Origin of the sequence: Vibrio sp. 10N.222.49.C12 (assembly GCF_041475025.1) — a bacterium.
Taxonomy (GTDB): Bacteria; Pseudomonadota; Gammaproteobacteria; order Enterobacterales; family Vibrionaceae; genus Vibrio; species Vibrio crassostreae_C.
Genome location: NZ_JBFRVF010000030.1, coordinates 54,890 through 69,780, shown reverse-complemented (window position 1 = coordinate 69,780; position 14,891 = coordinate 54,890). Strand labels below are relative to the sequence as shown.

The 14,891-nt window shown below is 42.2% G+C and carries 8 protein-coding genes and 2 tRNA genes; 9 read left to right on the top strand and 1 reads right to left on the bottom strand.

Annotated elements, in window-relative coordinates:
- Positions 1 to 97 precede the first annotated feature (97 nt).
- Positions 98 to 1,111 carry a porin gene (locus tag AB4583_RS10925; RefSeq protein ID WP_372117310.1) on the bottom strand — a complete coding sequence of 338 codons (1,014 nt, stop codon included), beginning with the start codon at positions 1,109 to 1,111 and terminating at the stop codon, positions 98 to 100.
- A 758-nt stretch (positions 1,112 to 1,869) separates the two neighbouring features.
- Here AB4583_RS10925 and AB4583_RS10920 point away from each other — a divergent pair.
- From AB4583_RS10920 to AB4583_RS10880, 9 genes are all read left to right on the top strand, one after another.
- Positions 1,870 to 1,946 (top strand) — tRNA-Val (locus AB4583_RS10920).
- Positions 1,947 to 2,015: 69 nt separating this feature from the next.
- Positions 2,016 to 2,092: transfer RNA gene (locus AB4583_RS10915), tRNA-Val, on the top strand.
- A 211-nt stretch (positions 2,093 to 2,303) separates the two neighbouring features.
- On the top strand, positions 2,304 to 2,534 hold the full coding sequence (locus AB4583_RS10910; protein WP_372051523.1) for a helix-turn-helix domain-containing protein: 231 nt from the start codon (positions 2,304 to 2,306) through the stop codon (positions 2,532 to 2,534).
- 337 nt (positions 2,535 to 2,871) lie between these two features.
- Positions 2,872 to 4,602 carry an AAA domain-containing protein gene (locus AB4583_RS10905; RefSeq protein ID WP_017068298.1) on the top strand — a complete coding sequence of 577 codons (1,731 nt, stop codon included), beginning with the start codon at positions 2,872 to 2,874 and terminating at the stop codon, positions 4,600 to 4,602.
- Positions 4,602 to 6,590, top strand: coding sequence for a UvrD-helicase domain-containing protein (locus tag AB4583_RS10900; RefSeq protein ID WP_372117307.1), 1,989 nt, complete (start codon positions 4,602 to 4,604; stop codon positions 6,588 to 6,590). The genes AB4583_RS10905 and AB4583_RS10900 overlap by 1 nt, the downstream gene beginning before the upstream one ends.
- A gap of 128 nt (positions 6,591 to 6,718) precedes the next feature.
- On the top strand, positions 6,719 to 8,365 hold the full coding sequence (locus tag AB4583_RS10895; RefSeq protein WP_372117305.1) for an N-6 DNA methylase: 1,647 nt from the start codon (positions 6,719 to 6,721) through the stop codon (positions 8,363 to 8,365).
- Positions 8,355 to 9,545, top strand: coding sequence for a restriction endonuclease subunit S (locus AB4583_RS10890; protein WP_372117303.1), 1,191 nt, complete (start codon positions 8,355 to 8,357; stop codon positions 9,543 to 9,545). Before AB4583_RS10895 ends, AB4583_RS10890 begins: the two co-directional genes overlap by 11 nt.
- Positions 9,546 to 9,714: 169 nt before the next feature.
- Positions 9,715 to 11,397 carry an SWIM zinc finger domain-containing protein gene (locus AB4583_RS10885; protein WP_372117301.1) on the top strand — a complete coding sequence of 561 codons (1,683 nt, stop codon included), beginning with the start codon at positions 9,715 to 9,717 and terminating at the stop codon, positions 11,395 to 11,397.
- A gap of 132 nt (positions 11,398 to 11,529) precedes the next feature.
- Positions 11,530 to 14,826 carry a type I restriction endonuclease subunit R gene (locus AB4583_RS10880; protein WP_372117300.1) on the top strand — a complete coding sequence of 1,099 codons (3,297 nt, stop codon included), beginning with the start codon at positions 11,530 to 11,532 and terminating at the stop codon, positions 14,824 to 14,826.
- The last annotated feature ends 65 nt before the right edge of the window (positions 14,827 to 14,891 follow it).

The following is a 14,891-nucleotide window of genomic DNA, read 5'->3' as shown; positions in this document are numbered from 1 at the left end:
CTCCATTCAATCGCTTAGATACGAATAAGTTATACAAACTAAAAAGCCGAGCATTGATTATGCTCGGCTTTACTAATATTAAGTGGATTGGTTTAGACTAAAACGCGTAACGCATACCGAGCTGTAGCTCATCTTCGTCGTTATCGCCTTGCCCACCTTCGCCCTCGTCTAACATGTTAAACTTATAACTACCAAAGAAGGCCACATCGCCAATATAACGTGCGTATTCTAGACCGATAAAGTTAATGTCGTAATCTGCAATATCGTCAGCTTCAAAGTAGCTGTAGGTCAGGTTGACGTTGTTGGCACCAAACGAGTATCCCAAGTAAGCATCGGCAGAATCGTAGTCTGAATCTTTTACGCCTAGACCTGAAATACTACCAAATTGATAGAGTGCGGCGAACCAAACCCCCTGATCGTTGGTGTACTTAACCGCACCAATATAGGCATCAGAAGTTTCTGTATCTGTCCCAACGCCATAGGTTTCATCACTTGACGCATAACCGACGCCAATATCTAACCCAATCGAAGTGCTGCCGGCGACAACTGCACCGAAGCCGTCACTTTGTGCTGATTCACTATCTGAATTGAAATTGCCATCAATTTGAAAGGTGATGTTGTCGCTTGTCACTTCATAACGTAAAACATTTTTTGCTCGATCAGCAGTCGACACCGTGTATTCATTGATATAGCCGCTGAAGGTTTCAGCCATATCCGTCCAATCGGTTAAGTAGGTAACGGCATTATTTTGGTGGCCATAATAGACGTTACCGTGATTGGTTTGAACACCCGTATATAAGAATCGAGTGTTAATGCCGATATCATCTGATGCGCCATCTTCAGACTCTGTTAGTTCGAATTCATATTTCCCAAAAAAGGAAACATCGTCCGACGCTTTTTGTGTGCCATCGACACTTAAGCGGACACGTGATCTATCACTATAGGTGCTACTATTACCAGCACTTTTATTCGCATCAGAGAAATTCCCTCGAACTTCTGCGCGGCCGCCGATATTGAATACTGTTTCATCTGTCTCATAAATGGTCGCCGCCGATACGGCAGATGTCGATAGTATGCTCGCCACTGCAATGGCGATATGTGATTTTTTCATAATTTATTCCCTATTTTTCACACTTGTATTTATCGCAAACCATAAATTCACGTATAGCATTGAATTTAGATTATTGATTCCTACAGGTTATGAATATAGGCGCGCTTTGCCATTATGCAAATTTCATTATGTATTACTGTGCTGTATGTATTCAAAATAGCTATGATGTGTGGGGTTGGGTTTTGAATTGCTTATAGATTGCTGCTCTTGAGGGAGATTAATTGTAGCTGATGTTTTTCGACTATAGAGTGCTATCGTATTTATGTATGTTGGTAATAACCCGGCCACTTTATATGAAAAATCCGAATTTAGTCATTGCGGCCTAGTAATTCGATGACGACGATTACAAAATCGTGGTGATTTTTATGAATGATGTATTTCAGTGAGTTACAAAGCCTCTGCGTGCCTTTCACTTATAATGATCAAAATACTACGGTAACCCAATGGGCAAGCAAAATTTTTGACACTAAATATAGGCATTGATCTATACCTGTATGGTTACTGTAAAGGCCAAGAAAAACGGTATAGACAACAAAAATCCCAAATTGAACACATTAGGTTAGTTAATTGGTTGTCATCAAGGATTAGAATTTTTTCTAACTAAACTTTGTTTTTCAGCGGTTTGACGATAATCTGGGTGTAAAATCGACATGTTGTTATGTCTTTGATTGCAAAGTGAGCAAACGAATCGCAAGATGCCAGTTAATACTTGCACCATCTGTTTATCATGGATATCATCGTTGGCGTTCTAAGGGAATGCGTCCGTAGCTCAGTTGGTTAGAGTACCGCCTTGACATGGCGGGGGTCGGTGATTCGAGTTCACTCGGACGCACCATTCCTTATTTGTTTTTATTGCATAACTATTGAGTTTGTCACAATGGTAGTAATAAGAAACTAGAACATCGCCCGCTTAGCTCAGTTGGTTAGAGTACTTGCATGACATGCAAGGTGTCACTGGTTCGAGTCCAGTAGCGGGCACCAAATTCGTTCTTTCTGAACAAGCAAAAAGCCCACCTAGCGTGGGCTTTTTTGTGTCTGCGTTTCTGGAAAGTACCTTAAATAGCATCATTCTTGTCTGCCTCCCCGTTGAATAATTATTGGATGGGCTAAGTGACTCATATCTCTCAAACTCGATTTGTGACCGCGTGGTGACCAATCAAGACACATTATTATATCTTTTAGGAATTGATGTGTGATTAGATATAACTTAAAGGAATTTATAGATAAAAAATCAGCGGAAGAGGGACGGAAGATCTCTGGAGCTCAAATTGCTGCCGAAATAGGTATTCAGCGTTCGGCCATGGCGAAAATGATCCGAGATGAAGGGTACACTACAACCACAAAAACTCTTGATGCCTTGTGTCAGTACTTTGATTGTGATGTGTCAGATTTAATTATGTTCGAACGTGAGAGTGACGTATAACCATAGGGGTGGCTATGCTCATGTTATGTTTTGCTCATAGTGCTTTATGTAATGCAAACTTAGGGAACTTATTAACAAAAGTCAGAAGATAAGCCCCAAAAATTATTCAATTTTAGGCTTCATCAGTAACCATACTTCCTCATCCTCCTCTTAGAAACCACTGTTACTCATTGAAATTGATTGAGAATATCGGATGATCTTTGTCTACTAATGGATGTAATTAACAATTTAGCTAATGTGTAGTTGACGTGATGGCCGTTCAAAAAATAAGGTATAGTTTATTCGTATTGATGAATATTCTCATTTTTGAGTACAAATTCACGTTGGTAAGCTAGGTATGGAACTCACTCCGGTATTAAAAGAATTACAAGCTTTTGTGTATGCAGAACATGAAGCTAGCATGGAAAACCTTCTAGAAATTTGGAAGAAACCTTTAGAAGAAAAACTATTAAAAGGCGAAACTCAACGAATAGAGTCAGTAAGGTGTTCCGGGTCTAATCATCTGGAAGTCGTATTAGGTGATAACGAATCACGCTTTAGAGAAGGCGACATGATTTGTTTGCATCTTGGCGACCCAAGTAACCATAAGGTATTTGACCAAGTAGCTATTGAAGCTGAAAACGATGGAGAGTGGTTGCTCAAAGTCAAAGTAGATCAAAGCTTACTTCCACAACTAAGTGAAGGCTGTTATGCCGACCCTACAGGCATGGACTTAAAACCGTTTTATGACAAAGCTTTGGTTGATGTAGCAACATCTAAAGTCGGCAGAGACGTATTGCTACCTATGCTTTCCGGACATTTGAATACGGAAACGATTTATGACGAAGACTTTGATGACGCTGCGGATTATGCCGAATCTCGAGGATTAAATGAAAAGCAGAGTGAAGCTGTTGGGCTTGGTGTCGGTTCTAAATACTTAGCGTGTATTCAAGGTCCTCCCGGAACGGGTAAAACAAAAGTTATTAGTATTATCGCCAAGCTTCTTGTAGAGGCAGGGCAGAGAGTTTTCATGACTTCTCATACCCACATGGCGATCAATAATGCACTCAATAAAATTGTAGAGGAAGGGGTTCCTGTTGCAAAAATTTGTGCGAGTGGCGGTAAGAAATCACTGAGTGATAAGGTTCAGCATTTTGAATACGCATCAAAATGGGAAGATATACCGGACACTGGGTATGTGATTGGTGCGACACCTTTTGCTACCTGTAGTGAGCGACTTGAAAGCTTTACATTCGACACCATTATTTTTGACGAAGCCAGCCAAATTACCGTTCCATTGGCGTTAATGGCAATGAGAAAAGGGTGTCGATTTGTATTCGTTGGGGATCATAAGCAGCTTCCTCCTGTGATACTTTCTCAATCCGTTCTTGAGGACAGTTCGGCTTTCTCTAAGATGATTCTTGGCAATGAAAAGGTTTCGGTATTGTTAAGCCAAACTTATCGGATGTCTCCAGCCTTAACTGAATGGCCTAGTAACTGTTATTACAAGGGCGAATTAGAATCGAAAAGACCACCAACGCTGTCATCATTTTCTCTACCTAAAAAACCTCACAAGTATTCTGAGGTCCTCTCTAGCAATCGGCCTTCTGTATTCATAAAAACTCCAGGGGTCAATGCCCGAAGTGTAAATAGAAAAGAAGCGGCGTTAGTGGCCGATTTGATAACCGCGGCTGTTGAAGCGGGTCTATCTGCTGAAGAGATAGGTGTCGTTACACCGTTTCGGGGTCATGCCAAAGCTCTAAAGTCTTGCCTTCAGGATAAGTTAGGGATATTTGGATCAAAATTAGTGGTAACGGATACTGTGGAAAGGATGCAAGGCCAAGAGCGGGAAATGATTATAGTTTCATTCTGCTCCTCAGATCCGCAATACATTAGCGCTATCGCTGAATTCTTTTTCCAAGCGGAACGTCTCAATGTCGCCATTACTAGACCCCAGACTAAGTTGGTGATTGTAGGTCCCGAAATCCCAGAAGGCATGCTGCAACAGGTGGATGATCCTAAGGTGCGACAAAACATTGAAGATTATAAATCTCTGGTTCGTCACTGTTATAAGGTGGAAGTAGATTAATGGCACATATAGATACGATTACAGGCTTAGACCGCAAGCATCGACGTCATTTCAAAAAGGTATTCAATAAACTCAATGACGAATTTTTTATTCGTGAGTCATTATTAGAGTCTCTACAAGTTGCTCCTTGTATTATTGAGGGGCCTTGCAATAGTTGGGTGTTTGTTGGAGTCCATTCAGAGAAACCAGATAGTATTAGTCTTTCTAAATTGTTGAAGTTTAATGACTCGATGTTGACGTTAGGTTTAAAGCCTATTCAGTATCTAGCTGTCGTCGATAATATGATTGTGGAAGAAGAAAGTACTTTCCCAATTGACGGTTCTCTCCAAGTTGATAGTTCTTTCTCTGATTATGTACAAATAATTGAGAACAAAACGTTTATTGAGCGTGGTGAAAAACTAATCCACGCCGCACTAACCGAGTTTACAATCGATTCACATTCACGAATCAAGCGCACGTTTTTTCCAGAGTCGGTTATTCCCGCACAGTGTAGTACTCGTCGAGGAAAAGCCTCCGTAGACAATACCGCAAAGCTGCTCCCATTTTTTTTAGATTACGATCAAGAATTGGCTACTAGGCTAGATATGGTTGAGTCTGTCGATTCTGAAGAAGAAGGTCAGGAAGACATTTCAGTAAGGTTGATAAATGGGGTCGCTGGGAGTGGGAAAACTCTGATTTTAATTAATCGTGCAGTTTTGTATTGTAAAAAATACCCGGAAAAAAAGGTCCTTCTTGCGATACACAATAAGCCAGTGACGGAAGATATTAAGTACAGGTTCGAAACCTGGCTTAAAGGTAAACCTGATAACCTTGAAATTACCACCTTTCACTCGTTTGCGCTAAAGCAGTACAGTAAAAGCCATCAGCGTGTTAAGCCAGTATTTGGCGATGCGAATATGAAAGAAGAAAAGAAGACCGTTTTAAGTGATAAAAATGAAGCTTACACGCAACTATCGTTAACAGATGAGCAGATTTGGTCCGAACTAGAGTACATCAATGACTATTTAATTAAAGACAAAGAAGAGTACTTGGAATTCGATCGACAGGGTCGTGGGTTTGCACTACAAAAAAGTCAGCGAGAACATATTTGGCAGCTATATGTTGATTTTTCTGCTCGGTTGTCGTCGGTTAAGAAATACCTACCGAGTTTGTATATTAAGGAAGTTGCGTTATCAGACAAGCCTCTTGAACAGTTTGATCACATACTGCTTGATGAGGCTCAATTCTTCGCGCCATCTTGGTTACAGTTAATTAAACGCTCATTGACGCCGGGGGGACAATTATTTATTTGTGCTGATCCCAACCAAGGTTTCTTAAAAAGCCGTTTAAGCTGGAAGAGCGTAGGTTTGAATGTTCGAGGGCGCACTAAGCGTTTGAATCATTCTTACAGAACGACTTATGAAATAATGGTCGCTGCGAACGCTCTGCTCGATGATCTCGAAGGAAGCCCTGAAGATTACGTGAAGCCTGACTATGAAAAAATGGCAAGAGGACACAAACCCCAAATTATATATTCTCGAAATGCTCAAGATGAGAAAAAGAGGTTCCTGAACGAACTCGCAGCCCTGGTGCTGTCGGGAACAGTCGCTCTTCATCAGATCATGGTTTTATGTAGCCCAGAGTATAATCCATGGTCGCTAAAGCAAGACATTGAAAAACGTATTGGTTCAAACAAGGTCATTAACTACAACAACTCCAAAGAGTTAGCGGATAACGTAGGCAGCAAAATTAGGCTACTTAATATCAATAGTTGTACGGGTATGGAGTCTGGTACGGTGTTCGTTCTTGGTTGTGGTCAAATAATTAACCAGCCTAAGAATCTAGAGTTGAGTGATTCGGAAAGAGAAGAAGTATTGCAAGAATCAATGCGTAAACTTTATGTAGCAATGACTAGAGCTGGGCAAAAGTTAGTGGTTTTCAGTACTGAAGAGTTTCCAATTAGCGTTGAAAAACATATTGAAATTACGGGAGAAGTTACCCAAATTTAGTTGCTATTTATTTATCATAAGTAACTCTTAATCAATGCAAAAAGTCGCATTTACGATACAATACCACGCAATAAATCTTGGCTCTGCTGTTAAGAGCCAAGTCCTACATTATTCGAGTAATTAAGAACATGGCAAAAGCACCCGCTAACAAGAAACCTGCTTCAACAGCTAAGCCCGCGTCAAAAGCTAAAAAAGCGACCAAAGGCTTTGAAGAGACCCTTTGGGATACCGCTAATCAGTTGCGTGGCAGTGTTGAGTCATCTGAATACAAACACGTGGTATTAAGTCTTGTGTTCTTAAAGTTCATCAGCGACAAGTTTGAAGCACGCCGTCAGAAGATGATAGACGATGGGCAAGAAGCTTTTGTTGAGATGAAAGAGTTCTACCAACAAGACAACATCTTCTTTTTGCCAGAAGATGCGCGTTGGTCATTTGTTAAAGCGCGCGCTAAGCAAGATGATATCGCTATCATCATCGATACCGCTTTATCGACTATCGAAAAAAACAACCCTAGCTTAAAAGACGCCCTGCCAGACAACTACTTCTCGCGCCAAGGTTTGGAAGTGAAAAAGCTGGCGTCACTTATCGACAGCATTGAAAACATCGACACGCTGGCGAACGAATGCGACATGAGCGAAGAAGATTTAGTCGGTCGTGTTTATGAATACTTCCTAGGTAAATTTGCAGCAACCGAAGGCAAAGGTGGTGGCGAGTTCTATACGCCTAAGTCAGTGGTAACACTGTTAGCTGAAATGCTAGAGCCTTTCCAAGGCAAAATATACGATCCGGCTTGTGGCTCGGGCGGTATGTTTGTTCAGTCTTTAAAATTCATTAAAGAGCACGAAGGGCGCACCAAAGATATTGCTATTTATGGTCAAGAGTTGACCTCGACCACTTATAAACTGGCGAAGATGAACTTAGCCATTCGCGGCTTATCAGGCAATTTGGGTGAGCGTGCAGCCGATACCTTTTTTGCTGACCAGCATAAAGACTTGAAAGCCGATTACATCATGGCGAACCCGCCGTTTAACCTTAAAGGTTGGCGTAATGAAGCCGAGCTAACCGACGATGCGCGCTTTGCTGGCTATCGCACCCCGCCAACAGGCAATGCCAACTACGGTTGGATTTTGCATATGCTCTCTAAGCTAAGTGAAACAGGCACGGCTGGTTTTGTATTGGCGAATGGCTCTATGAGTTCAAATACGTCTGGTGAAGGCGAGATCCGCCAGCAGCTAATCGAGAACGATCGCGTTGAATGTATGATCGCTTTGCCGGGGCAGCTGTTCTTTACTACGCAGATCCCTGTATGTATTTGGTTTATCACTAAAGACAAAACCGAAAACACCACCAAAGGTTTCCGTAACCGCCAAAAAGAGACTCTGTTCATTGATGCTCGTGAAATGGGCACCATGATTAGCCGCACCAATAAAGAGCTGACTAAAGGCGACATCGCTCTAATTGCCGACACTTACCACGCTTGGCGCTGTGATGACGCAGAACTCAAAGCGCGTATTGAGCGAGGTGATGGCAAAGTAGATAAGTACCAAGACCAAGCAGGCTTTAGCAAATCAGCGACGATTGCTGATATCAAGGCTAATGATTTTGTACTGACGCCGGGGCGCTATGTTGGCGCAGCTGACGTGGAAGATGATGGCATTCCGTTTGAAGCCAAGATGAGTGAACTTTCACAAACTCTATATAGCCAAATGAATCAATCCAAAGAGTTAGACAAAACCATTCGCCGTAATTTGGAGGCGTTGGGTTATGGGGAATGAATGGATAAATACTGAGCTAGGTGATGTCATTGAGCTGAAACGTGGATATGACCTTCCTAAAACAAAGCGGATAAATGGAAGTGTACCTGTTGTTTCATCTTCTGGGCATTCCGGTTTACATAATGAAGTGAAAATAAAATCACCGGGTGTTGTAACTGGTCGATATGGCACGATTGGGCAGGTGTTTTATATAGAAGAAGATTTTTGGCCTCTAAATACAACGCTTTATGTAAAAGATTTTAAGGGGAATGATCCATTATTTATCTATTACTATTTGAAAACCGTATCTTATAAAGACTATACGGACAAAGGTGCTGTGCCCGGGGTAAATAGGAATGACCTTCACAGAGCTAAGGTATCTGTTCCAAAGTGCCCTAAATATCAGAATAAGTTAGCTACTCATTTACGAGATCTAGATAAAAAAATCACCCTCAACAACCAAATCAACCAAACCCTAGAGCAAATGGCGCAAACGTTGTTCAAATCTTGGTTTGTCGATTTTGACCCAGTAAAAGCCAAAATGAATGGCGAACAGCCAAAAGGGATGGATGCGCCTTTTCTTTCAAAAGAAGTTGCCTCGCTTTTCCCAGAAAAGCTCGTTGAGTCTGAGTTGGGTTTGATTCCTGAGGGGTGGGGTGTTGGTGAATTATCAAAGCTGTTTGAACTCCACAGGGGATTCGACTTACCAAAATCTAAACGCCAAGACGGGGAATATCCTGTCTATGCTGCGGGCGGTTATCATGGTGCCCACAATGAGTTCAAAATGGAGCCTCCGGGTATCATAACTGGGCGAAGTGGCGTGATTGGGAATGTATATCTATCTCTTGATAAGTATTGGCCACTAAATACAACGCTTTATGTTCGAGAGTTTAGAACATGCGGGCCATATTATGCCTACCACTTACTCCGTTCACTAGATCTAAAGTCCTTAAACTCTGGTTCGGCAGTACCGAGTCTAAATCGTAACTTTGTACACTCAACAAATGTGTGTCATCCGGACTCTGATGTATTGGCGAAGTTTGAAGAGATTGTTACTCCTCTGTTTGAAAAGATGGTCGCTAATAATGAACAAAATAAGTCTCTCTCAGAGCTACGCGATACTCTTCTTCCTAAATTGCTTTCCGGCGAAATCGACTTAGAAAGCGTGCAAGTAGAACAAGTTAAAGAACTGGCAGAGTAACCTTTCGTCATTCCAGAAAGTGAGGGACGAACTTATCAGGAATCTCGTTTTTGACGGTGGTGAAAAGCGAGATCTCAGATACCTCGCGCCTCGGTTCTGAGATAACGAAGGTGGGAATTAGATGAATCCGAAATAGAACAAAGCAAAGCGTAGGTGGAACCATAATATAATGAACGCAACTAATACTCGTGAAATCGACATTTCTGAATTGACGACACTGTGTGAAACAAGCACTTTGCAAAAAGGCATCTTGCTTTCACGCAGTGGTGCAGTACGCAAGCTTAACCTTGTTGGCAACACCGCGATCGCACAGGTCAAAGGCAGCCTCAATTATCAAGTGAGCCTCGATTTCACTGGCGATCTGGTTGGCACTTGTACTTGCCCTGCGGCGCAATATCAAATGTTGTGCAAGCACGGCGTGGCGGTTGCCCTTTGCCTACAAGACCAAGAACAAGCTTTAAACCAAAGTAGTGAACGAGATACCATAAAAAATCACCTGCAAAGCCTTGGTGAAGAGGCCATGGTAGAGATGCTACTCGAATACCTAGAAGAAGATGAGTACACATGGAATGCACTGCTGACAAAAATTGACATACGCGAAAAGCCAGCCGTATATGGCGAGCTGAAAAAGTTGGTTACCCAAGCCTTACCGCGAGAACAGCTCTGGGATTGGCGAGAAAGCCATGATTATTTCAACTCAGCAGAAATTCAATTGAACATGATCATTGAATCAATGCAAAGCCTTAACGCCGATCATCAATGGAAATTAATCAACTACCTTGTTGAACGGTTGAATAAGGTGCTAGAGCAAATTGATGACTCCAATGGCGATCGTTATGGCATTGAAAGCATGATTAACGAACACATGCCAAAGACGCTGGCAAAGCTTAATTGGAGTGAGCAAGAGAAAGCGCAGTGGATGTTTGAGCGTTTGACCCATTACGAATTTGACGTATTTCCTTCGATTGAAGAGAGTTTTGGAGCGATTTGGCAATCTAACACCCACTTTCTAACCTTATGCCGCCAAGCGATAGATCAAGCATCGCAAGATGAGAGTAGCTGGAACTTACGCTCATGGGCAGTTCCGTTAATGAAACACAGCTCCGATTGGCGTGAAGTGGCGGAAATTAAACAAAAAATAGCACGAACGTGTCGAGATTATCTTGAAGTTGTTGATATGTTCATTGATGAGCAAGAGCCGTTAGAAGCTGAGTTTTGGTTAGCTAAGGCGAAAAAAATGGCGAGTGATTATGAACTTCGTGCGTGCGAACAAGCTCAATTCCGTCTTTATGTTGAACTAGGTGAAATCCATTCTGCATGGGTATTAGCTAACCGTTTGTTAGAACAATCACCAAGCTTTCAATATTATCAACAGTTAGCGAAGTTTAAAGCCAATTACCAAATTGATGATGTTGAATTTTTCTCCCGCACTGAACTGCTACTTGCCAATGCCTATCAACAACCAGACCGCTATAATCAAGCTTCTGATCGTACGGATGCCTTGGTTCTGTTCTATATCGATAACCAGCAATTAGACAAAGCGTGCGAATGGGTTGCCGAACATAAAATATCAATACAAGGACTTATTTCGCTTGCCGATCATATTGTGGATGATAAACCTGAAAATACGCTGGATTATTATCTGCGAGCAGTCTCATCTTATATCGAACAGACCAATAATACGGCTTACGATCAAGCTTTAGAGTTACTTCGACGTTTAGAGAATATGCTGAAATCGCATCCTACTCAATTGGCGACATTTTATAGTCAGGTGGCGCAACTCGCTACCACGTACAAGCGTAAGCGTAATATGTTCGCTTTAATTCAGAAATATTATTCAAAATATATCTGATTCTGCGGAGGTGACAAGATCTGCGGTGTTGAGAAAATGGAACAAAGCCCGAAACCGAGTTACTACAAAACAAATTTAAATAACTCAATTTAGAAAACAACAAACAACGTCAAACAGCAGTAGGAAAAGGCGATGAGCTTAAAATTTACTGAAGCCAAACTCGAACAGGCCATTATTGAGCTATTGGGTGAGCAAGGCTACCCACACGTAGTGGGTGAACAAATAGCGCGTGAAGACAAAGAACAAGTACTCATCTTAGATGACTTACGCCGCTACCTTGCCAAGCAGTACCGAGGCGATGCTATAACCGAGAGCGAAATTGACACCATTGTTCGTATGATCTCAACGTTGCCTGCCAGTGATTTATACCATAGCAATAAAACCTTCTGCCAATGGCTAACCAATGGCTTTCTGTTTAAGCGTGAAGATCGCTCAAAGAAAGACCTCTATATTGAGTTAATCGACACAAGACATTTGGCACAAGCCTTACGCTTGATGTTTGTCCCGTTGCTAGAGAATAAATCTAAATCAGATAATACTGATAGAGAAGTTGCAGAGGGGAATGTTAGTTACTTAGAAACATATCGCCTAGACCCGACTGATACCAATATCTATAAAATCGTTAACCAGCTAGAGATTGAAGGTGTCGATGAACAAGTTCGAATCCCTGATGGCATCCTTTATGTGAACGGCTTGCCGCTGGTGGTGTTTGAATTCAAAAGTGCCGTGCGAGAGAAAGACGCGACCATCTTTGATGCATGGAAGCAAATCTGTGTGCGTTATCGCCGTGATATTCCCAAGCTGTTCGTCTACAACGCGATGTGCATCATCAGTGATGGTGTGAACAACAAAATGGGTAACCTGTTTGCGCCGTATGAGTTTTTTTACGCGTGGCGCAAAGTAACGGGCAACGAGTCTACCGAAAAAGAGGGTATTAATTCCCTCTACACCATGATTGCCGGGTTGTTTAACCAAACTCGATTACTTGATGTAGTGAAGAACTTTGTCTTCTTCCCTGATACCTCTAAGAAAGAGATAAAAGTCTGTTGTCGTTACCCGCAGTACTACGCAGCGCGTAAGCTTTACTACAACATCGACAAAGAACGTAAGCCATACGGTAGTGGTAAAGGCGGTACTTACTTTGGTGCAACAGGGTGTGGTAAGAGCTTTACCATGCAGTTTCTATCTCGCCTATTGATGAAAAGCATCGATTTTGAAAGCCCGACCATTGTACTTATTACCGACCGCAACGATCTCGATGACCAGCTTTCTAAACAGTTCTGTAATGCCTCTGATTACATTGGTGATGAGATGGTGGTGCCAGTTAAAAGCCGTCAAGATTTAAGAGATAAGCTACAAGGCATCAAGAGTGGTGGTGTGTTCCTGACTACCATTCATAAGTTCACCGAAGACATCGAACTGCTTTCTGAGCGTACTAATATCATCTGTATTTCGGATGAAGCGCACCGTTCACAGGTCAACCTCGATAAGAAAGTGGTGATCAAATATCAAGATGGCGTAGCCGTCGATGTGAAAGAGACATACGGCTTCGCTAAGTATCTGCACGACTCTCTACCAAGCGCGACTTACGTTGGCTTCACCGGAACGCCGATCGATGCCACCCTTGATGTATTCGGTGATGCAGTAGACAGCTACACCATGACAGAATCTGTTAATGATGAAATTACGGTTCGTATTGTTTATGAAGGCCGAGCAGCTAAAGTTATTCTTGATAACAGCAAGCTTGAAGAGGTAGAGAAATACTACCAAGCGTGTGCAGAAGCTGGCACTAATGAACATCAGATAGAAGAGAGCAAGAAAGCTTCTGCCAATATGAACGCGATTCTTGGCGACCCTGACCGTATTGAAGCTTTGGCGAAAGACTTTGTTGAACATTATGAAGGGCGAGTTAAAGAAGGTTCCACGATAAAGGGCAAGGCGATGTTTGTCTGTGCGAGTCGTGAAATCGCGTTTGATTTTTATAAGCAAGTCAAAATCTTAAGGCCAGAATGGTTCGAGGAAAAGCTATCAATTGATGGTGTCGAGCTGACGGATAAAGAGAAAGAAGAGTTAAAGCCACTTGCGATGGTGCAAATGGTGATGACGCGCGGCAAAGACGATGATCCAGATCAGTACAGCCTACTAGGGACAAAGGAATATCGAAAATCACTCGACCAGCAGTTTAAGAGTCCTAAGTCGAATTTCAAAATAGCCATTGTAGTCGACATGTGGCTAACAGGTTTTGACGTTCCTGAATTGGATACTATCTACATCGATAAGCCGTTGCAGAAACACAACCTGATTCAAACTATCTCACGTGTTAACCGTAAGTTTGAAGGCAAGGCGAAAGGGCTCGTTGTCGATTACATTGGTATCAAGTCGCGTATGAATCAAGCCTTAGCGATGTATTCAAAGGCTGATGAGACTAACTTTGAAGATATTCGTTTTTCCGTTATTGAGGTAAAGAACCATCTCGATCTGTTAAGGCAGATGTTCCACAAGTTCGATACGTCCGGTTATTACACAGGAGAGCCGTGCAAGCAGCTACAGTGCCTTAATCAGTCGGCAGAATACATTCTTCAAACCAAGAAAGGCGAAACCCGATTCATGGCTTTAGTGGGCCGTATGAAGGCGGCTTATGATGTTTGCTGTGGTAGTGAATTGTTATCTCAGCAAGAGCGTGACCAAATTCACTTCTATATCGCAGTGCGCTCTATCATCTTTAAGCTAACCAAAGGTGATGCACCAGACACGGCACAAATGAATAAGCGTGTTCGTGAGTTAGTAGCAGAAGCACTTCGTGCCGATGGGGTAGAAGAGATCTTTACCATTGGTGATGAGCACGCCGAAGCTATCGATATTTTCGACGAAGATTACCTAGCTCGCATCAACAAGATTAAGCTGCCTAACACCAAAATTCAGTTACTTCAAAAGTTACTAGAGAAGGCGATAAGTGACTTTAAAAAGGTCAACCAGCTACAAGGTATGAACTTCTCTAAGCGCTTCCAATCGCTGGTGGAGCAGTATAACGAACGTCGTGAAAATGATGTGTTGAATGGTGAGGAGTTCGATACCTTCTCTCAAGAAATGACCGACATTATCTTTGATATCGTGAAAGAAATGGGCTCGTTTGAAGATCTAGGCATCGATCTAGAAGAGAAAGCGTTCCTCGATATCTTGAATCACATGCGCAAGAAATACGATTTCACTTACGACGATGACAAGATGCTCGAATTGGCGAAGGAGATGAAAACCACAGTAGACAATGTCGCCCAATATCCAGATTGGGCAGGGCGCGATGATATCAAAGCCAAGTTGAAAGTGGATTTAATCTTACTGCTACACAAATACGGCTTCCCACCAGTAGCCAACGATGATGTTTACAAAGGCGTGCTAGAGCAGGCTGAGAATTATAAGAAGAATGTGTAGTCGCTTTAAATTTGATGACATTTGATTTTATCAATGAGTATTTCAGCTAAAACAATCACTTTAGC